The organism is Bradyrhizobium manausense (assembly GCF_018130615.1).
GTDB classification, from domain to species: Bacteria; Pseudomonadota; Alphaproteobacteria; order Rhizobiales; family Xanthobacteraceae; genus Bradyrhizobium; species Bradyrhizobium manausense_A.
In genome coordinates, this window is the sequence record NZ_JAFCKB010000015.1 from 1 (window position 1) to 20,059 (window position 20,059).

At 65.4% G+C, this 20,059-nt stretch carries 19 protein-coding genes; 11 read left to right on the forward strand and 8 right to left on the reverse strand.

Annotated elements, in window-relative coordinates; genetic code table 11:
- Positions 1 to 16: 16 nt before the first annotated feature.
- Positions 17 to 1,168: an IS4 family transposase gene (locus JQ587_RS24700; protein WP_212427121.1), complete on the reverse strand. Its 1,152-nt coding sequence runs from the start codon at positions 1,166 to 1,168 to the stop codon at positions 17 to 19.
- A 272-nt stretch (positions 1,169 to 1,440) separates the two neighbouring features.
- Between JQ587_RS24700 and JQ587_RS24705 the strand changes: the two genes are divergently transcribed.
- Positions 1,441 to 2,886 carry a FecR domain-containing protein gene (locus JQ587_RS24705; RefSeq protein WP_212427122.1) on the forward strand — a complete coding sequence of 482 codons (1,446 nt, stop codon included), beginning with the start codon at positions 1,441 to 1,443 and terminating at the stop codon, positions 2,884 to 2,886.
- Between the two features lie 83 nt (positions 2,887 to 2,969).
- On the opposite strand, the gene JQ587_RS24710 is transcribed toward JQ587_RS24705, so the two are convergent.
- Positions 2,970 to 3,536 (reverse strand): NUDIX hydrolase, encoded by a 567-nt coding sequence (locus JQ587_RS24710; RefSeq protein WP_212298934.1) that lies wholly within the window; start codon positions 3,534 to 3,536, stop codon positions 2,970 to 2,972.
- A 69-nt stretch (positions 3,537 to 3,605) separates the two neighbouring features.
- Complete coding sequence (asd, locus tag JQ587_RS24715) at positions 3,606 to 4,469, reverse strand: archaetidylserine decarboxylase (protein ID WP_212427010.1); 864 nt, start codon at positions 4,467 to 4,469, stop codon at positions 3,606 to 3,608.
- A 35-nt stretch (positions 4,470 to 4,504) separates the two neighbouring features.
- On the opposite strand from asd, the gene JQ587_RS24720 reads away from it, so the two are divergent.
- On the forward strand, positions 4,505 to 6,169 hold the full coding sequence (locus tag JQ587_RS24720) for an aminotransferase class III-fold pyridoxal phosphate-dependent enzyme (RefSeq protein WP_212427011.1): 1,665 nt from the start codon (positions 4,505 to 4,507) through the stop codon (positions 6,167 to 6,169).
- A 194-nt stretch (positions 6,170 to 6,363) separates the two neighbouring features.
- On the opposite strand, the gene JQ587_RS24725 is transcribed toward JQ587_RS24720, so the two are convergent.
- The 3 genes from JQ587_RS24725 to JQ587_RS24735 form a co-directional block, all read right to left on the reverse strand.
- A complete protein-coding gene (locus JQ587_RS24725; protein WP_212427012.1) occupies positions 6,364 to 7,023 on the reverse strand; it encodes a hypothetical protein in 660 nt (219 codons plus the stop codon).
- Positions 7,024 to 7,179: 156 nt separating this feature from the next.
- On the reverse strand, positions 7,180 to 7,869 hold the full coding sequence (locus JQ587_RS24730; protein WP_212298938.1) for a class I SAM-dependent methyltransferase: 690 nt from the start codon (positions 7,867 to 7,869) through the stop codon (positions 7,180 to 7,182).
- Positions 7,870 to 7,902: 33 nt separating this feature from the next.
- Positions 7,903 to 8,955 carry a glycosyltransferase family 4 protein gene (locus JQ587_RS24735; protein ID WP_212298939.1) on the reverse strand — a complete coding sequence of 351 codons (1,053 nt, stop codon included), beginning with the start codon at positions 8,953 to 8,955 and terminating at the stop codon, positions 7,903 to 7,905.
- Positions 8,956 to 9,228: 273 nt separating this feature from the next.
- Between JQ587_RS24735 and JQ587_RS24740 the strand changes: the two genes are divergently transcribed.
- On the forward strand, positions 9,229 to 9,933 hold the full coding sequence (locus JQ587_RS24740) for a L,D-transpeptidase (RefSeq protein ID WP_212427013.1): 705 nt from the start codon (positions 9,229 to 9,231) through the stop codon (positions 9,931 to 9,933).
- 98 nt (positions 9,934 to 10,031) lie between these two features.
- On the forward strand, positions 10,032 to 10,529 hold the full coding sequence (locus JQ587_RS24745; protein ID WP_212427014.1) for a GNAT family N-acetyltransferase: 498 nt from the start codon (positions 10,032 to 10,034) through the stop codon (positions 10,527 to 10,529).
- Positions 10,530 to 10,584: 55 nt separating this feature from the next.
- On the opposite strand, the gene JQ587_RS24750 is transcribed toward JQ587_RS24745, so the two are convergent.
- The gene (locus tag JQ587_RS24750) at positions 10,585 to 10,848 is read right to left on the reverse strand and encodes a hypothetical protein (RefSeq protein WP_212298942.1); all 264 of its coding nucleotides are present in this window, start codon (positions 10,846 to 10,848) and stop codon (positions 10,585 to 10,587) included.
- On the reverse strand, positions 10,845 to 11,627 hold the full coding sequence (locus tag JQ587_RS24755) for a DUF899 domain-containing protein (protein ID WP_212427015.1): 783 nt from the start codon (positions 11,625 to 11,627) through the stop codon (positions 10,845 to 10,847). The genes JQ587_RS24750 and JQ587_RS24755 overlap by 4 nt, the downstream gene beginning before the upstream one ends.
- Positions 11,628 to 11,729: 102 nt before the next feature.
- Here JQ587_RS24755 and JQ587_RS24760 point away from each other — a divergent pair, with 102 nt between their 5' ends.
- The 7 genes from JQ587_RS24760 (at position 11,730) to JQ587_RS24790 (ending at position 19,828) form a co-directional block, all read left to right on the forward strand.
- Positions 11,730 to 12,950, forward strand: a complete 1,221-nt coding sequence (locus JQ587_RS24760; protein WP_212427016.1) for a helix-turn-helix domain-containing protein — start codon at positions 11,730 to 11,732, stop codon at positions 12,948 to 12,950.
- Positions 12,951 to 12,977: 27 nt separating this feature from the next.
- Complete coding sequence (locus JQ587_RS24765) at positions 12,978 to 13,616, forward strand: Vgb family protein (protein WP_212427017.1); 639 nt, start codon at positions 12,978 to 12,980, stop codon at positions 13,614 to 13,616.
- A gap of 135 nt (positions 13,617 to 13,751) precedes the next feature.
- Positions 13,752 to 15,320 (forward strand): DUF4403 family protein, encoded by a 1,569-nt coding sequence (locus JQ587_RS24770; RefSeq protein WP_212427018.1) that lies wholly within the window; start codon positions 13,752 to 13,754, stop codon positions 15,318 to 15,320.
- Between the two features lie 124 nt (positions 15,321 to 15,444).
- Positions 15,445 to 16,554, forward strand: coding sequence for an ABC transporter ATP-binding protein (locus JQ587_RS24775; RefSeq protein ID WP_212427123.1), 1,110 nt, complete (start codon positions 15,445 to 15,447; stop codon positions 16,552 to 16,554).
- A gap of 49 nt (positions 16,555 to 16,603) precedes the next feature.
- Positions 16,604 to 17,653 carry an ABC transporter substrate-binding protein gene (locus JQ587_RS24780; protein WP_212298948.1) on the forward strand — a complete coding sequence of 350 codons (1,050 nt, stop codon included), beginning with the start codon at positions 16,604 to 16,606 and terminating at the stop codon, positions 17,651 to 17,653.
- An 85-nt stretch (positions 17,654 to 17,738) separates the two neighbouring features.
- Positions 17,739 to 19,001, forward strand: coding sequence for an ABC transporter permease (locus tag JQ587_RS24785; RefSeq protein WP_212427019.1), 1,263 nt, complete (start codon positions 17,739 to 17,741; stop codon positions 18,999 to 19,001).
- Complete coding sequence (locus JQ587_RS24790) at positions 18,998 to 19,828, forward strand: ABC transporter permease (RefSeq protein WP_212427020.1); 831 nt, start codon at positions 18,998 to 19,000, stop codon at positions 19,826 to 19,828. The genes JQ587_RS24785 and JQ587_RS24790 overlap by 4 nt, the downstream gene beginning before the upstream one ends.
- Positions 19,829 to 20,059: the final 231 nt, after the last annotated feature.

Genomic DNA, 20,059 nt, shown 5'->3' on the forward strand with positions numbered 1-20,059 from the left:
CCCACGGCTGTCCGGTTTAGGTTTGAGGAAGACTTAGGCACATCTGCCGCTGATCTTGGACGGTCGGCGGCGGGGCGAGCAAGTTGTCGATACGGCGGCGTTGCATGAGATTAGCGCGAACCAGCCTTGCGAAGACGAGCGGACTTCGAATGGCTTGCTGCGTGGCCTGAGCGAGGCGCAGCAGCAGGAAGGCGATCAGGGCAACGGCAATCTGGATTCGCACGGCGTTTTCTGAGGTGCCAACGAAGCGAGTGATCTTGAGGGTCTGCTTGACCCAGCGGAAGAACAGCTCGATGGCCCAGCGGCGGCGGTAAAGATCGGCGATGTCCTCGGCGCTGGCATCGAGATCGTTCGACAGCAGGCGCAGCACCTTTCCTGTCTCGGTGGTGATGCGCACCTCGCGCACCGCATCCTGCATCGGGTTGCGGCGGCATCTGGCTTGGCGTGCCGGGAGGAAGCCGATGCGATCGGACAGGATGTTGCTGCCCGGGGTGACCGGCAGCTCCTTGACCACATCGATCGGGGTGTTGGATTTGAACCGGCTGACAATGCGGCAGCCGACGGCATCAAGCTCGGCCCACCAGGCATAATCGTAATATCCGAGGTCGAAGACATAGGTCGCACCCGGCGTGATCGGCATCTGATGGGCTGCAGTGATGTCGTTGACGTTAGCAGCACTGACCGCGGCATAGATCGGACGATCGGCGTCGGCATCGTAGATCACGTGCACCTTGGCGCCGCAGACCCCGGACGAGAACCGGGCCCAGCCGGAGCTGTGCTCGCTCAAACGCACACTCGTGGAATCAATTAGATAGGTCGTCTCGGCGAGCTTGCGGCGCAGCCCGCGATGGGCCTGCTTCATCATGACTTCCAGCAGTTCGCCGAACACCGCAACAGGCCGCTTGGCATTGGCATCCGACATCGTCGACCGGCGGACCGGATCCGCGCCCAGATGATAGAGCCGGGCCGCGTGGCTCGAAAGCCCGGTCACGATCTCGCGCAAGCCCGAGGCGCCCGACAGCTGGCCGTAGAGCAGTGCCACAAACTGGCCCTTGGTCGAGAGCCGGCGAACCCGCGCGTCGGCATCATGATCGTCCACAAGCGCCTCGAACCGATGCCACGGCACAAGCTTCAGCAGATCGCGAAATACTGTATTGTGGTGCGGCATGGCGCTGATCTCCATTCGTGTCCCGGAACGCTTGCAGACGTCCAGGATCGAGTAGAATCAACGCCATGCGCTTCGCCAATAAATTTAAACCGGACAGCCGTGGGTCAAGCCCGGCCATGACGATGTGGAGAGGCCTGACCCCAGTCTAGCACCGCGCCCTTTGAACATCCGCCCGTCCTATGCGACAGATGTTCATCCGCCATTCAGCAATCTCCAGCTGATATCGGCCGATCTCGCCTCGTATTCTCACCGGGACCTCATTCGTGGCTTTGATGGTGGCTTGGCGCCGCGTCGTGTTTGCTTTGCCGCTGCTGGCGCTGCCGCTGGCCGGCGCGGACAGGGCGTGCGCGTCCGATGCAATCGAACTCGCGCAAGCGCAGACACAAGCGCAGCCGCAGGCCCAACCGACACCCGCGCCCTCGCCAGCCCCATCGGCCTCCCCTGCGCCGGCCGCCGATGCACAACCCGCGGCCGTTGAGCCGATCGGCAACGTCGCGACCGTGACGGGGATCGCGACCGTGATCCGCGACAAGAACTCATATCCGCTGAGAGTGCGTGACGACATCTATCTCAACGACGTCGTGCAGACCTCCTCGAACTCGTCGCTCGGCATCACCTTCAACGACGCCACCACGTTCAACCTCTCCGCCAGCTCCAAGATCACCATCGACAATTACGTCTATGAGGACGGCGGCAAGCAGAATTCGGCGATCTTCGATGTCGGCAAAGGCACGGTCGCGTTCGTTGCCGCAGCCGTGGCGAAGACCGGCGACATGAAGATCGCGACGCCGACCGCGACGCTCGGCATCCGCGGCACCACCGGCGTCGTCGACGTGCCCGAGGGCGCGGCCGCGAGCAGCGCCAACAACGTTAACATCAAGCTCTATCCCGACGCCGACGGCCGGGTCGGCCATATCGAGGTCAACGACCGCGCCAGCGGCACGCGGCTCGGCGCGCTGACGCAGGCCTCCAGCGGCTTTGCGATCCGGCCGGGTGCGGCCGGCCCGGGCGGCATGCGCTTCGCCGCGGTGCCGATCACGATCCCGCCGCAGCAGATCGCGCGCGACCGCGGCTTCGTCAGCCAGGTTCACGCAGCGCAGACCACCGGCCGCCAGATCGTCACCGAGCAACGCGACTTCCGCCGCGCCAATCCGGCCGCGATCAGCCGCATTCCGCGGCCGGCGCAGCCGCCGCAGCAACAGCAATTGCGCCCGAATCCGGCGCCGAGCCAGCAGCCGCAGCGACCGAACGGACAACCGGGCCAGCCCGGTCAGAACAACCGTCCGGGCCAGCAGCCGCCGGGTGCGCCGGGTCGCCAAGGAACGCAACCGGGCACGCAGCAACCGCAGCGCCAAGGCGGCGGCGCCCAACCGAGTACGCCGCGCGCGGGCCAAGGTCCGCAGCAGCCCGGCCAGCAGGGCGCGGGACAGCCGGCCGCCCAGCCGCGCACCGGACAAGGCACGCAGCCCGGCGCCGCGCCGCAGACGCAGCCACAGCGCAGCGGACAACCGCCGCAGCGGCCAGGCGCGATCACGCCCCAGCCGGGCACGACGCCACAGCCGCAAACGCCGCGCACCGGATTGCAGCCCGGCGGACGGCCGACCGCCCAGCCGCAGCAAGGCGCAGCGCCACGCCAGCCCGGCTTCCAGCAGCGCTTGCCCGCCGCGCCACGCAGAGCCGCGCCTGCACCGGCGCCAAAGGAAAAGAAGAAGCGATGAAGAAGCGATAGAGTCTGGTGTGCGCTGAAGCGCTCGGTGCGCTCCCTCGCTCCGCTCTTGCGGGGAGAGGTGAAAGAGAGGTCTCACGCCTCGCCGCGCAGCCAGGCTCGCACCTTCTGCAGCAAACCGTGTCGCAGCTCATCGACGGAGGCGGCCTCAGCCGGCGTCAGCGTCTGCAAGGCCGCGTCGATATCATCGGCGGCCAGTGTCGGCGTCGGCTCAGTTGCCGCAGGCGCAAGCCCGGCCGCCGCGACCGCGATCGGGCCGACCTGGGTGAGGAACGCGCGCTCATATTCGCGCGACAGGCGCGCCAGCGCGTCGTCCAGCGTCAGCCAGTCGACGGCCTTGATGTCGTTCATCAGCTTCCGGACCGGGCCGCCCTCGGCCTCCATCCGCCAGAAATGCACGACCTTGGAGCGGCCTCCCGACTGGTACACGAGCGTGCCCAGAAATTCGTGCATCGCAACGTCGTGACCGGTCTCCTCCAGCACCTCGCGGTGCGCGGCCTGCTTCGGCGTCTCGCCGTCGTCGAGCTTGCCCTTGGGCAAAACCCATTCATTGCGCTTGCGCTGGCGTACGACCGCAATCAGCGGCGCGTCGCCCCGCCGCAGTACAATCCCACCCGCCGCCATCACCGGCGCCCGCGCCATCGCCAATCCTGTCGTGCCGTCTCGCCGTCCCCGCCGCCGATATAGGCGGCGGGGACGGCGGATTGAAGGCTAGTTTCTTTTTAGCAGCGCTTGACCGGCGCGGATGCGCGTGCCTTCGGCGATGCCGTCACAGAACGAAAAGTCACCCGGTGTGAGGATGATAATGGTCGAGCCGTGCTCGAACCAGCCGAGCTCCTCACCCTTGATCACGCTGACGTCGCAGGGGAAATTGACAGGTCCCTTCATCTGCGCGTTCAGCACCATGTCGAGGAAGTGCAGACGGATGCTCGCGACCAGGATTGCGGCCACCGGCACCAGCGTCACGGCCTCGCCGGTCGACAAATGCGTGCGGATCACCGCGCGCTCGTTCTTGCAGAACAAGCGCTCGACCCGCTTGAGCGCGATCGGATTGACGTTCCAGACATCGCCATGGATCAGCGTGACGCGCTCGATATGCGCATCATGGGGCGCGTGGAAGCGGTGATACATGCTCGAGGTCAGCCGCAGCGTCACGAAGCTTCCGTTGCGGTGCTGCTCGACCAGCGCGGGATCACCCAGCAGGTCGAGCAGCGAATAGGGCGCGCCCTTGACCTGAAACAGCTCGGTATCGGCGATCTTGCCGTGGGCACCGACGATGCCGTCCGAGGGACTGGCGACCACCGAAGGATCGGGATCGAACGGACGCAGGCCCGGCTTCAGCTCACGGGTAAAACAGTCGTGCAAGCTCTTGAAGTGGGTCTTACGCGCCTCCGACAGATCGAGGTCGGAGAACAGCTTCCACAGCGCGATCGAGAAGTCGCGCACCAGCGGGTTCTCGATCTTGGAGAACCAGCCCATGAAGCGGGTCAGGCCTGCGCGCGGGATGCGGTTGGTCAACAGGAAGTTGAGGTCTTCCTGCTGGGTGAAAGAGGCGATGAGGGCTTTGACTGTCATGAATCTGTCAGCTCACAGTATTAGCGCTTGTTGTCATGGAAACGACACTCCCGATTCTCTCGATGTCCGTGGCCGCCGCAGCGTCTGCTGCCGCCGTCCTCCCGAAGATCAAGGCGCGGGTCGAGTTGTCCCGCGCCAAGCACCGCTCGCTCGCGGGGCACTCCAAGATGTCGCGCCGGGTGGCAAAGCTGCTCCCGTTCTACGAGTTCGCGGGCGACAAGTATTTCGGCTGCGACGGCGCGCCTGACAACGTGGTGAAGCAGCGCAAGGATGCCTTCTTCCGCCTCGCAGCTCTCTACGCCGAGCGCTACCCCAAGGGCCGCGCGATGACGAAGGAGGCGGCGGAGACGATCTCCGACCTCAACTTCACCGAAAGCTACCGCGTGCCGTTCCAGTTCTCGCGGCTCATCCGCGAGCATCTGGGCACCTCGACCTTCATGGAGTCCTCGAGCGGCGTCACCGTCACCGATGTCGACGGCAACACGTCCTACGATCTCACCGGCTCCTACGGCGTCAACATCTTCGGCAACGACTTCTACAAGGAGTGCATCGAGGGCTCCGAGAAGCGTGCTCATGCGCTGGGTCCAGTGCTCGGCCCCTACCATCCCGTCATCCTCGAGAACGTGCAGCGGCTCTGCCAGATCTCGGGCCTCGACGAGGTCTCGTTCCACATGTCCGGCACCGAAGCCGTGATGCAGGCGGTGCGGCTCGCGCGCTACCACACCAAGCGCACGCATCTGGTCCGTTTCGCCGGCGCCTATCACGGCTGGTGGGGCGACGTGCAGCCCGGCGTCGGCAACCCGATCAATGCGCACGAGACCTACACGCTCTCCGAGATGTCCGAGAAGACGCTGCACGTCCTGCGCACGCGCAAGGACATCGCCTGCGTGCTGGTCAATCCGCTGCAGGGCCTGCATCCCAACGTCAACGCGCCCGGCGATTCCTCGCTGGTCGATTCCTCCCGCGGCGGCAATTTCGATCGCGCCGCCTACACCGAATGGCTCAAGAAGTTGCGCGAGGTCTGCGACCAACGCGGCATCGTGCTGATCTTCGACGAGGTCTTCGTCGGCTTCCGTCTCGCCGCCGGCGGCGCCCAGGAATATTTCGGCGTCAAGGCCGACATGGTGACCTACGGCAAGAGCCTCGCCGGCGGCCTGCCGGTCGGCGTGGTCTGCGGCAAGAAGGAGCTGATGCGCCGCTTCCGCGACGACCGTCCCGCCGACCTCTGCTTCGCCCGCGGCACCTTCAACTCGCACCCCTACGTCATGACGGCGATGGACGAGTTTCTGAGCCGGCTCGCCAGCCCGAACTTCCGTGCCATCTATGACGGCCTCGATGCGACCTGGAACGGCCGCGTCGAGAAACTCAACAAGATGATGACGGACGCCAGGCTGCCGGTGCAGTTCGCCAACTTCTCGTCGATCTGGACGGTGAAATACACCACCCCGTCCCGCTACAACTGGATGCTGCAATATTATCTGCGCGCCGAGGGCCTGTCCCTGAGCTGGGTCGGCACCGGCCGGCTGATCTTCAGCCTGAACTACACCGACGCCGACTTCGCCGAAGTCGCCGAGCGCTTCGTCCGCGCCGCGGAGAAGATGAAGGCCGACGGTTTCTGGTGGCACGACGGCGCGCTCACCAACAAGAACATCAAGCGGCAGATTTTGAAAGAGATGCTGGCCAAGCGCTTTGGGCGCTGAGGCTGGCTCTACCCTCTCCGTCATTCCGGGGCGATGCGAAGCATCGAACCCGGAATCTCGAGATTTCGGATTCGGCTCTTCGAGCCGCCCCGGAATGACGAAGCGTGAAGTGCCCCCCAAGACGTGGATGCCCGGCACGAGGCCGGGCATGACGCAACCATCAGACATCGGAGTATGTGGTGAGAACAGCGCGCTCAGGCGTGCTGCTCTTCGAGCCCAGGCTCGGAGATGAGGCCGAGCGTATGCTCGGGGTTGAGATGCAGGCCGGGATCCATCAGTTCGCCGCGCATCAAGGCAAGCGGAGCGCTGCGATAGAGCATCAAATCGTGGAAGGGGTCGGTCAGGATCTTGGTCATCCAGACGAGGCCGGTCTCGACGTCACGGATGAAGAACAGGTGCACGGTGCGGAACAACAGACCGCCGCCGCCGATCACGAGCCAGATCTTGGCCACCTGGCGCATGAAGTCGGTCGCGCTGGCCCAGGGCGTGAACAGGCCGAACAGCGTCGGATCGACGAACAGCACCAGCGGCGACAGCGCCCAGATCGCCATCAGCACCACCTTGCGCTGCAAATTGTAGCCGACCTTGATCTCTTCCTTGTACTCGTGGGTCGCCTGGTTGATGTGGTCGTAGTCGTGCGGCTCGAAGAAGAAGTGACCCGCCTGGCGCGAGGTCATCGAGACCAGCCAGCCGACCAGCGCCGAGATCATGGGGTCGACGAACAGCCAGACATAGGCGAACAGAAAGCTCAGAGCGCTGACGAAGTGCAGGCTCTGATTGATGCGGCTATGGTGATAGTAGCGATGGTCGTCCCAGCGCTGGATCCGCAGCTGCTCGAGATAATTCTTGATCATGCTCTTCCCCAAAATGCTTTCGGGTTCAGGATTTACAGAGATTCGATGTACGCCGTGTGACATCATCATCTTGTCATGTGACGATGCGCAGTGACGCGGTGACGCACGCGAACGCGTGAGCGGCGGAGCGAGCCGCCGCTCGTACGCAAGCCCTGCTCAGGCCGCCTTGGCGATGTCGACCTTGCGGAAGCGCACCAGCGAGAAATGGCCGAGCGGCGGAATCAGGCGGCGCTCGGCGAGCTCGATGCCACGCGCGCCGGCCAGCCATTTGGCGTAACGCGACCAGGCGAACTCGGCGGTGCGGAAACCGAGCGGACGCACCACCGGCTGGAGCTTCTGCTCGATGAAGCGGCGCATGCCGGTGTCGGCGCTGACGCGGGTGAGGATGATCAGCTCGCCACCCGGACGCAGCACGCGGGCGAATTCGTCGAGCGCCTTCTCCGGATTCGGCACGGCGGTGACGACATACTGGGCCATGACGACGTCGAAGGAATTGTCGGGGAATTCGAGCTTCTCGGCGTCCATCACCGCGAGGCCTTCCACGTTCTTCAAATTGCCTTCGCTGACGCGGCGGCGCGCCTTGTCGAGCATCGCCTCCGAAATATCGGTGCCGAAGATGCGCAGGTTCGGGGCATAGAGCGGCAGCGAGATGCCGGTGCCAACGCCCACTTCGAGCACGCGACCGCCGATCTTGTTGGTCGCCGCGATCGCGGCCTGGCGGCCCTTGGCGAACACACCGCCGAACACGAGATCGTAGACGGGCGCCCAGCGATCATAGGCTTGCTCGACCGTGCCACGGGTGAGGTCGAGCTGCTGGGTGCCGTCAAGGTTCATGATCTTAGCCATCGATGAGGTTCTCGCTGTGGGTCAAAATGGGGATCAGCCGCGCACCGGTCGCCGCGCCATGCGAGGCGAGGCGCGCAGCACACGGCTGGGCTGGAGTGAGGTGAGATTGCCGACGAACTGGCGCGCGCTGTTTTCCCAGGAGCGCTCCAGCGCGAAATTGCGGCAGGTCTCGCGCGACATGGTGAGCGCGCGCAGGCACGCGGCGCGCAGATCGTTGTCGATCGCGCCGATCGGATGATCGGCAATGACGTCCTTCGGTCCGGTCACCGGGAACGCCGCAACCGGCGTGCCGCAGGCCAGCGCCTCGAGTTGCACGACGCCGAAGGTGTCCGTGAGGCTCGGGAAGACGAAGACATCGGCGGCTGCCAGATGCGCGGTCAGATCCGCGCCCTTCTTCTCGCCGAGGAAGACGACATCCGGGTATTTCTTCTCGAGCGCCGCCTTCTGCGGACCATCGCCGACGACGACCTTGGTGCCGGGCAGATCGAGCGCGAGGAACGCCTCGAGATTCTTCTCCACCGCCACGCGGCCCATGGTCATGAAGATCGGGCCCGGCAGATCGAGCTTGGCCGGAGCGTCCGGATGGAACAGCTCGGTGTTGACGCCGCGCGTCCAGAAGCCGAGCCGCTTGAAGCCGCGCGCCGAGAGCTCCTGGCGCAGCGAGGGCGTCGCCACCATGGTCATGGCAGCAGCATCATGGAAGTGCCGCAGCACGGCATAGCCGACCGCGGCCGGGATACCGGTCCGCACCGAGACATATTCCGGAAAGCGCGTCGTGTAGGAGGTGGTGAAGGCAAGCCGGTTGCGGCGGCAATAGGCGCGTGCGGCCCAACCGATCGGCCCTTCGGTCGCGATGTGCAGCGCTTCCGGTGCGGCTTTCTCGATCCGCCGCGCGATCTCCTTAGCCGTAGGCAGCGCCACGCGCAGGCCCGGATAGGTCGGCAGCGGCCACGACCGGAAGCCGTCCGGCGTCAGGAAGTCGATCTCGACATCGAGGGCCTTGGCGGCGTTCGCCAGCGAGGTCAGCGTCCGCACCACACCATTAACCTGCGGATGCCAGGCGTCAGTCGCGATTAATACCCGCATGGGGAAATCCCGAGAGTTTGATGATTCTCGGTTTAGGACCATCAACGAAGGATATTTCAGGCGTGTGACGTCACAGAAGTGTCGGCCCGCTGTTTTGTTCGTTAACGGACCCCTGCGGCCACGAAACTGTCATGAAACAATCCTTGCCGCGACGAAACCGTTTTCGGTTTTCCGCGCAAATGTCCCGAAACGTTTTGTCGTTAGTGATTTAGGCAACGGAGCACCGAAACGGTGCCGGGGTGATCAAAAACACCAAGCAAACAGGGGCGACCAATGTTCAATATGGACACGTTCAAGACGTTTTCGCGCGCCGTTGCTGTCGGTGCGGTGGCTGTGACCGCAATCGCATTTGCCGGCCCGGCCAAGGCCGCGCCCGTGCAGCTGTTTCCGTTCTTCCAGCCGCTGCCGACCATGACCGCGCCGCAGCCGCTGCAGCCTTACCAGCCCTATCAGGCGACGCCGTATCAGGCCGCGCCATCGGAGGATCAGGACACTGTCGAGACGCCGGCGCGCTTCCGCCGCCAGACGGTTTCCTACGCGACGCGCGAGGCGCCGGGCACCATCGTCATCGATACGCCGAACACCTATCTCTATTACGTGCTCGGTAACGGCCAGGCGATCCGCTACGGCATCGGCGTCGGCCGCGACGGCTTCACATGGTCCGGTGTCCAGTCGGTGACCAAGAAGGCCGAGTGGCCGGATTGGACCCCGCCGCCGGAAATGATCCAGCGCCAGCCGTACCTGCCGCGCCACATGGCCGGCGGCCCCGGCAACCCGCTCGGTGCCCGTGCCATGTATCTCGGCGGCACCGTCTACCGCATCCACGGCACCAACGCCCCCGACACGATCGGCAAGCACGTCTCCTCCGGCTGTATCCGCCTGACCAATGACGACGTCTCCGACCTCTACTCCCGCGTCAACGTCGGCACCAAGGTGGTCGTGCTGCCGATGACGGAGCGACGCGCCGAGCTGAGGTAGCGCCGCGCTTAAGCGAGATTGGGATACGAACGGCCCCGGCGATGCCGGGGCCGTTTTCGTTTTCGCCACGCACTCCGCGATGAGATATCGTTGCCCACATGATCAGACTGCTCACACCCACTGACGCCGCCCGCTACCGCGCCATTCGTCTGGAAGCGCTTGCGGCGCATCCCGAAGCTTTCGCCAGCACCTTCGCGCGCGAGCAGGAAAAGCCCCTCGCCTGGTTCGCGGAGCGCCTCACCAATTCGGACGTCTTCGGCGCCTTCATCGACGACGAGATCGTCGGCGTCGCCGGCTTCCGCCGGCAGGATGGTCCCCAGACCCTGCACAAGGCCGACCTCTGGGGCATGTATGTCCGACAGTCGGCGGGCAGAGCCGGCGTCGGTCGGCGTCTCGTCGACACGGTCATTGCCCATGCCGCAAGGCACGTCGAAAAACTCCAGCTCAGCGTTATGAGCAAAAATGAAGCGGCGTTGCGCCTCTACAAGGCCGCCGGCTTCGTCGAATACGGCCGCGAGGTGAAGGCACTGAAGCAGAACGGCCGCTATTTTGATGAAGTCCTGATGGAATTGTTCGTCGACGGAAGCGGCAAATAGCGAAAACGGCCCCGGTGAGGCCGGAGCCGTCTGCGATTTTGCGCCGATAATCTGTTCAAGCCCGCCCGGCGCGTGGCCGCCCCGACATCAGCCGCAGCCACGCCGCCGAGTGAAACGCACTCATCAGCAGATACATCGGCACCATCCCGCCCAGCGACAGCCCGTGGCCGGCGGAGCAGAGCATGTCCGCCGGGCCGCCGCTGAACATGGCCGTCAGCACGGCCATGATCGCAAAGATCGGGCTGGCCGCAAGACCCAGCCATCGGGCAAGGTGGGATGCGGCTTCGCGGCTGGCGCCGGCGGGATGGAGTTCGGTCATTGCGCCCCCGGCGTGCGAAGCGCGATCTCTCCGGCATCGGACACCTCGACCCATTTCTTGTCGGGCGCAGCGCCATCCTCGTAGCTATCGTGCCAGTTCCACCATTTGTAGGTCGCCGTCTGCGGATAGCCGGCCGGCGACTGTTCCCAGACCTCCTGGCGGCCGAGCGGGGTGATGTCGAGATAGTTCCAGGTGCCGCCCATCTGCTCGTCGCCGCGGCTCTTGATCAGATAGGTGCGGAAGATGCGCGTCCCGTCGCGATAGAACACGTTGGTGCCGTGCCACTCGCCGACGCCGAAATCGGCATCGAAGCTGTCGGTTATGGTGACCCACGGCATGGTCCAGCCCATCCGCGCCTTCAGCCGCGCGATATCCGCCTGCGGCGCACGCGAGGCGAACACCAGCGTGGTATCGCGGGCGTTCAAATGGGAGACGTGGGCAACCTGATCGGCCACCATCGAGCAGCCGCGGCAGGCATGGTCGGGCCAGCCGAACACACCCGGCTCGAAGAAGGCGCGGTACAGGATCAGCTGCCGCCGGCCCTGGAACAGGTCGAGCAGACTGGCCTTGCCCTTGGGCGTCTCGAATGCGTAGGCTTTGTCCACTTCCATCCACGGCATGCGCCGGCGTTCGGCGGCGAGTGCATCGCGGGCGCGGGTATGCGCCTTTTCCTTCACGAGCAGTTGCTGACGGGCTGCCTCCCAGTCCTGCGGCGACACCACCGGCGGTGTCTGCATGGCGGTCTGTCCGTTACTTCCTGCTTTGTCTGCTGATGTCATGATCGCTCTCCAAACCTTTCGCTCACCGCCCATTGTCGGCCGTCGACGATTTCTGGCACCAGACGGTTGCGCGGTGGGAGTAACAAGTGTGGCGGGATTTTCATGGAGTCGCTGATCACGGCCGCCGCACGGGCGCTGGAGGCCGGCGATCCACTCGGCGCGCTGAACCGCGTCGCACTGCGCAACGATGCGCCCTCGCTGGCGCTGCGCGGCATCGCGATGGCCCAGCTCGGCGATCTCGCCAAGGCCAAGACGCTGCTGCGAAGCGCCGCGCGCGCCTTCGGTCCGAGAGAGGCGGTCGCGCGTGCGCGGTGCGTCGTCGCCGAGGCGGAGATCGCGCTGGTCTCGCGCGACCTGAGCTGGCCGGCCAAGACGCTTGCAGCCGCACGCGCCACGCTCGCAAGCCACGGTGATCTCGCCAATGCCGCCCATGCGGGCCATATCGAAGGCCGTCGTCTTCTCCTGCTCGGACGCATCGACGACGCCGAGCGCACGCTGACCGAGATCGGCGCCGCCCCGCTCCCGCCTGCATCTGTGGTCGTGCGCGAGCTCGTCGCCGCCGGCATCGCCATCAGGCGGCTGAAAACAAAAGATGCGCGCGCCGCACTCGATCGCGCGGGCAAGGCAGCGCGGCAAGCGAATATCCCTGCGCTCCTCGCCGAGGTCGACAGCGCCAACCTCATCCTCGATACGCCGGCCGCGCGGCTGATCGCGCGTGGCAGCGAGCACCCGCTGCTGCTCGGAGAGGTCGAGCGACTGGCGACCTCGACCGCGCTCGTCGTCGACACCTTCCATCATGTCGTGCGCCGGCAAGGCACGACCGTGCCGCTCGGAACGCGCCCGGTGCTGTTCGCGCTCGCCCGTCTCTTGGCGCAGGCCTGGCCCGCGGATGTCTCGCGCGAGGCGCTGATATCGGGCGCGTTCCAGGCCAAGCACGCCGATGAGTCCCATCGCGCACGCTTGCGTGTCGAGATCGGGCGGCTCCGCACCCAGCTCAAGCCGCTGGCCGAGATCAGCGCGACCAAGCAGGGTTTTGAGCTGGCGCCGCGCAAGACCCGCGACGTCATCGTGCTGGCCCGGCCCGTCGAGGAGAAGCACGCCGCCGTGCTGGCCATTCTCGCCGACGGCGAGCCGTGGTCGAGCTCTGCCCTCGCGCTCGCACTTGGCATGAGCGCGCGCTCGGTGCAGCGGGCGCTCGAAGAGCTGGCGCGATCGAACAAGGTGCAGTCGTTCGGCCACGGTCGCGCCCGCCGCTGGATGACCCCGCCCGTCCCGGGATTCCCGACAGGCTTGTTACTCCCCACGCCGTTGTTGAAGGCGTAGGTTGGTCGCATCACAGGGATCTAGCACATGAAGCGTTCCGCCGCAGAGATCGTCACCGAGTACGGCCCCTTTCCGGGCGTCGAGGCCGTGCATGGCGTCAGTTATGACGGCAGCCATGTCTGGTTCGCATCGGGCGACAAATTGAACGCGGTCGATCCGGCCAACGGCAAGATCGCGCGCTCGCTCGATGTCGCCGCACATGCGGGAACGGCGTTCGACGGCCGGCATCTGTTCCAGATCGCAGAGGATCGCATCCAGAAGATCGACGCGGCGAGCGGTGCGGTCGTCGGCACGATTCCCGCGCCCGGCGGCGGCGGCGATTCAGGACTAGCCTGGGCCGAAGGCTCGCTCTGGGTCGGGCAGTATCGCGACCGCAAGATCCATCAGATCGATCCCGACACGGGGAAGATTCTCCGCACCATCGAGAGCAAGCGCTTCGTGACCGGCGTGACCTGGGTCGATGGCGAGCTCTGGCATGGCACCTGGGAAGGCGAGGACAGCGACATCAGGCGGATCGATCCTGACACGGGCAAGGTGCTCGAGCAGCTCGATATGCCGGCGGGCACGATGGTCTCGGGGCTGGAGTCCGACGGCGGCGATCGCCTGTTCTGCGGCGGCGGCGCCAGCGGCAAGGTGCGCGCGGTCCGCCGCCCCAGGCGCGGTTAGCGCGGGCAGAAAGAACAAACGGCAACGGCATGGCCGCTTCCGTTAACGCATTTGCCGCAATTCCACCCCATCGGTGCGCTCTAGCGCCCTCCTCGCCTGCCCTGTAAAATCTCGCCGGGGCGGCCAGGGGGATTGATGCGTCTGACGTTGAATTTGAAGACCGTGCTGATCGCCGTTGCGGTGCTCGCGGCGTCGTTTTTCATCAGCCTGAAGGCGATGGACTGGCTCGCGCCGCGCGCGACCAATTCCACGCCACCGGTCGCAGAGATGCCGCCGCTGCCGCCCGCGTCCAAGAGTTCGATCGTGGTGGCGCCGGTGGCGATCGCGCTGTCGGCGATCCGGGAGCAGGCCGAGAAGGCCTCGCCGCGCAATTTCGCCGGCAAGGCGGACAACCCGATCTCGCAGATCCTGGAGAACGCCGATATCGGCTGGACCGCCGCCCGCGGACCGATGTCGGCGACCGGTGACAAAGACGTGCTGACGCTGTCGACGCCGATCACCGGCAAGCTGAACGTGACGGGGTCGCTGTCGGCGAAAGCCACCGGCGCGCTCGGCGATGCGCTTGGCAGCGTGCTCGGCGGCGACGCGGCGAAACGGATCGGCGCGGTCAACATCAAGAATTTGAACGCCAGCGCCGAGATCAAAGGCAATGTCGTCGTCACCTCGCGCCCGAAGCTCGCCGCCGCCTGGCATCTCGAGCCCAATCTCGGCGCCCAGGTCAATCTCGGTGACACCAATCTCAACGTCGCCGGTGCCAAGGTCAACGTTCCCGCGCAGGTGAAGCCGCTGATCGACAAGACGGTCGGCGATCAGCTCAACGTCGTCGCCGAGCGCATCCGCAACGATCCCAGCCTGCGCGACAACGCGAAGGTGCAATGGGCCAAGGCCTGCCGCTCGATCCCGCTGCAAGGCAGCAGTTCCTCGGCCGCGCTGCCGCCGCTCTGGCTCGAGATGAAGCCGACCCGCGCCATCGCGGCGCAGCCGCGCGTCGATGCGCAGGCCGTCACCCTGCTGCTCGGCCTGGAGGCCGAGACGCGCGTGACCTCGACGCCGACCAAGCCGGACTGCCCGTTCCCCGACAAGATCTCGATCGTGCCGCCGACCGGCACCGGCGTGAATATCGGCGTACCGATCGACGTGCCTTTCACCGAGATCAACAAGCTGATCGCGGCCCAGATGGTCAGCCACACCTATCCCGAGGACGGCTCCGGCCCTGTCGACGTCACGGTGAAGAGCGTCAACGTCGTCCCGTCGGGCGACCGGCTGCTGATCTCGCTGCTGGTCCGCGCCAAGGAAAAGAAGAGCTGGCTCGGGCTCGGCGCCGAGGCGACCGTGCACATCTGGGGCCGGCCGATGCTCGACCAGGCGCAGCAGACGCTGCGGCTCGCCGACATCCAGCTCGCGGTGGAATCCGAGGCAGCCTTCGGCCTGCTCGGCGCCGCAGCCCGTGCGGTGGTACCACAGATGCAGCAGGCGCTGGTGCAGAAGGCGACGCTCGATTTGAAGCCGATCGCCGCCAATGCGCGGGAGAAGATTGCGGCCGTCATCGCCGACTTCCAGAAAAGCGAGGACGGCGTCAAGGTCGAGGCCAATATCAGCAGTCTCACCTTGGCCGACATCGCCTTCGACGCCAAGACGCTGCGCGTGGTCGCGGAAGCCGGCGGCACCCTGAACGTCTATGTGACCAAGCTGTCGGGGATGTAGCGCGCCGGCCCCGAGCTGGCCCGTCGCTTGCATCGCTGGCATTCTCATTGGAGGATGCTAAGCTGCCTGTTGCAACCTCGAAAAGGGGTGGCGACACCAGTGTAGCTTGATGCGCGAGGACAACATGGAAGCCGGCATGGTCACATCTGCGCCGGCACTGGTGCGCTTTTCCGGCATTCAGAAGACCTATGATGGCGAGCATCTCGTGGTGAAGAACCTCGATCTCGACATCAGGAAGGGCGAGTTCATCACCCTGCTCGGCCCGTCGGGCTCGGGCAAGACCACCACGCTGATGATGCTGGCCGGCTTCGAGGTTCCGACCCAGGGCGAGATCTACCTCGCGGACCGTCCGATCAAGAACATGCCGCCGCACAAGCGCGACATCGGCATGGTGTTCCAGAATTATGCCCTGTTTCCCCACCTGACGATCGAGGAGAACGTCGCCTTCCCGCTCTCCGTTCGCAAGACGAACAAGGCCGAAACGCAAGCGCGCGTCAAGGCGGCGCTGCGGATGATCAAGATGGAGACCCTGGCGCAGCGGCGGCCCGGGCAACTGTCCGGCGGCCAGCAGCAGCGTGTGGCGCTGGCCCGTGCGCTGGTCTTCAACCCGCAGCTCGTGCTGATGGACGAGCCCCTGGGCGCCCTGGACAAGAGGCTGCGCGAGCAGATGCAGCTGGAGATCAAGCAGCTGCACGAGACGATGGGCATCACCGTCGTCTATGTCACCCACGACCAGAGCGAAGCGCTCACCATGTCGGACCGCATCGCCGTGTTCAACGACGGCATCGTGCAGCAGATCGACAAGCCCGACGCGCTGTACGAGCATCCGGTCAACAGCTTCGTTGCCAACTTCGTCGGCGAGAACAATGTGCTTGATGGCACCGTGGAGACGGTCGACAAGGATTATTGCCGCGTCGCGCTCGCGGCCGGAGGCTCCGTCATGGCCCGTGCCGTCAATGTATCAGGCGCGGGCGCATCGACTTCCCTATCGGTGCGGCCGGAGCGGGTCGCGATCGTCCCCGATGGTACCTCCAGCGACGGACCGAACCGCCTGCCGGCCAAGGTGCAGAACACCATCTATCTCGGCGACCACGCGCTGGCCGTGCTGGATGTCTCGGGGAATGCCGAGTTCATGGTCAAGCTTCAGCCGGGCGCGCATGACAGCCTGAAACACGGAGAGAGTGTCTTCATCACCTTCCGCCCCGAGGACTGCCTCGCCCTCGATCCCGCCTGATCCCAACGATCAACCTCAACGTAACGCACATGAAGAAGGAACAAGGACCATGCTGAAGCGCAAGATTGCTCTGGGTTTCGCCGCGGCGTTCAGCGCCAGCGCCGCGCTGGCCACGGTCGCGCAGGCGCGTGACCTCACCGTCGTGTCGTGGGGCGGTGCCTATCAGGAGGCCCAGAAGAAGGTCTATTTCGAGCCGTTCAAGAAGGCATCTGGCGTTGCCATGAACGACGAATCCTGGGACGGCGGCGTCGGCGTGCTGCGCGCCAAGGTCCAGGGTGGCGCCGCCACCTGGGACCTCGTCCAGGTCGAGAGCGACGAGCTCGCGGTCGGCTGCGAGGAAGGCCTGTACGAGAAGCTGGATTATTCCAAGATCGGCGGCGAGGCCGCTTACATTCAGCCATCGGTCAATCCCTGCGGTGTCGGCGCCATCCTCTATGATTTCGTGCTTGGCTACGACAAGGACAAGCTGAAGGAAGCCCCCAAGGGCTGGGCCGACTTCTTCGACACCAAGAAGATTCCGGGCAAGCGTGCCTTGCGCCAGGGCCCGAAGACCACGCTCGAGATCGCGCTCATGGCCGACGGCGTCCCGCCGAAGGACGTCTACAAGGTGCTGGCGACCGACGAAGGCGTCGAGCGCGCGTTCAAGAAGCTCGACACCATCAAAGGCGACATCGTCTGGTGGAAGGCCGGCGCCCAGCCGCCGCAATTGCTCGCCTCCGGCGAGGTGGTGATGACCTCCGTCTACAATGGCCGCATCGACACCGCGAACAAGAACGAGAAGAAGAATTTCGGCATGGTGTGGGACGGCGCGCTGTTCACGCTCGACAGCTGGGTCATCCTGAAGGGCAGCCCGAACAAGGACGCCGCCTACAAGTTCCTGGACTTCGCCGGCAAGGCGGAGAACCAGTCGAAACTGTCGGAGAACATTGCCTACGGTACCTCGAACAAGAACGCCGCCGCCCTGATTCAGCCGGCCGTCCTGAAGGACCTGCCGACCGCGCCTGACAACATCAAGAACGCGGTCGAGATCAACGTCGCCTTCTGGCTCGAGAACATCGACAAGCTGACCGAGCGCTTCAACAAATGGGCCGCGAAATAGCGCGCGACCGAACCAGCGTGCGGCGCAGGCGGAGGGCGATGCCCTTTCGCCTGCGCCACGCCCCTTTGCCTGAAATGATCACGCCATGACAGCAGTGTCCCTGACCGGCGTCGATGCCGAGACCAAGGTGCCGCTCAAGCGCCGCCTGAAGCGTGCGGAGCGCGCGCGCCAGATCAAGGCGCTGGCACTGGTGCTGCCGTTGCTGCTGTTCTTGCTCTTCACCTTCGCCGGCCCCATCGCCGGAATGCTGTGGCGCGCGGTCGATGACCGCGAGGTGCGCCAGGTTCTGCCGCAGACCGTCACCGCGCTCGCCAATTGGGACGGCAAGGACCTGCCGGACGAGAAGGCCTATGCGGCGCTGGCGAGCGACATCGTAGCGGCGCGCGCGTCCGGCACCGTTGCGATCGCAGCCAAGCGGCTCAACTACGCCCTGAACGGTTTTCGCACGATCCTGACCAGCACGGCGCGCAATCTGAAGGCGGTGCCTGAACCCGGCACCGCAAAGGAAGCGCTGATCAAGATCAACCCGGCCTGGCGCGAACGAAACACCTGGACGACGATCAGGGATGCCGGCGGCCCGGTGACCAGCTTCTACCTGCTGTCGGCGCTCGACCTGACGCGCAACGTGGACGGCGCGATCGTCGCGGCCTCGCCGGATCAGGCCATCTACCGCGAAATCTTCGCCCGCACCTTCCTCATCAGCATCAGTGTCACGGCCCTCTGCCTGATCCTCGGCTTCCCGGTCGCCTATTTGCTGGCGGCGCTGCCGTCCGGCCGGTCGAACCTGCTGATGATCTTCGTGCTGCTGCCGTTCTGGACCTCGCTTCTGGTCCGCACCTGCGCCTGGATCGTGCTGCTGCAGAGCCAAGGCGTCGTCAACGACAGCCTGCACTGGCTCGGCATCATCGATGCGCCGTTGCGCCTGATCTACAACCGCTTCGGCGTCTGCGTGGCCATGACCCACGTGCTGCTGCCGTTCATGATCCTGCCGCTGTACAGCAGCATGAAGGCGATCTCGCCGGCTTACATGCGTGCCGCCGCCTCGCTCGGTGCGCCGCCCCTCACCGCCTTCCTGCGCATCTACCTGCCGCAGACCCTGCCCGGCATCGGCGCGGGAAGCCTGCTCGTCTTCATCCTGGCGCTCGGCTACTACATCACGCCGGCCCTGGTCGGCGGCGCCGCCGACCAGATGATCAGCTACTTCATCGCGCTCTACACGACCGAGACGGCCAATTGGGGTCTCGCTTCGGCGCTGGGTGCCGTGCTGCTCCTCGCCACCGTTCTGCTCGCGCTCGTCTACGGCAAGCTGGTGCAGGGCCAGCAGGTCACGGGAGGGATGAAGAATTGAGCGACGCTCCCTCCCTCCGCACGCCCAGCCAGCGCGTCGCCTGGACCGCAACCATCGTCATCTCCACACTGGTGTTCATCTTCCTGATCGCGCCGATCCTTGCGATCATGCCGTTGTCCTTCAGCTCGGGCTCATACCTCACCTATCCGCTGCCCGGCCTCTCCTTGCGCTGGTACGATGATTTCATCAATTCGCCACGCTGGATGAACTCGCTGAAGAACAGCATGATCATCGGCGTCGCCTCGACCCTGCTGTCGATGGCTCTCGGCACGCTGGCAGCTCTGGGGCTCGCGCAGTGGAAGAGCCGGTTCAAGCCGCTGGTGCTGGCGTTCGTGCTGTCGCCGGTCGTCGTGCCCGGCGTCATCACCGCGGTCGGCCTGTATTTCTTCTTCGCGCCGATCGGGCTGACCGGCAGCTATCTCGGCCTGATCCTGGCTCACACCGCGCTGGCGACGCCCTTCGTGGTGATCACGGTCGGCGCCACACTGCAAAGCTTCGACACCAACCTCGCACGCGCCGCGGCCTCGCTCGGCGCGTCGCCGCTCGAGGCGTTCCGTCGCGTGATCCTGCCGCTGATCCTGCCGGGGCTGGCCTCGGGCGCGCTGTTCGCCTTTGCGACCAGCTTCGACGAGGTGGTGATCGTGCTGTTCATGGCGGGGCCAGAGCAGCGCACCCTGCCCCGCGAAATGTTCAGCGGCATCCGCGAGAACATCAGCCCGACCATCACGGCAGCAGCGGTGATCCTGACGACGGTCTCGGTCATCCTCCTCGCCACCCTCGAAGGTCTGCGCCGACGCAACGAACGGCTCAAGGGCAGCGAAGGCTGAGGGGCGTCAGGGGTATGGTGGCGTCACACTCCCGGTAGAAAGACTTCTCGTCATTCCGGGGCGCGCGCAGCGCGAACCCGGAATCCATCGCGCCGCAGCGACGGTGGATGAATGGATTCCGGGTTCGCGCTATTGCGCGCCCCGGAATGACGGAATCCCATACTTGTTCTCGACGCGTCCTCGCGTCGCCCCGGCTTTGCCCCCGCCACGGTTTCTGGCTAAAACCGTCCC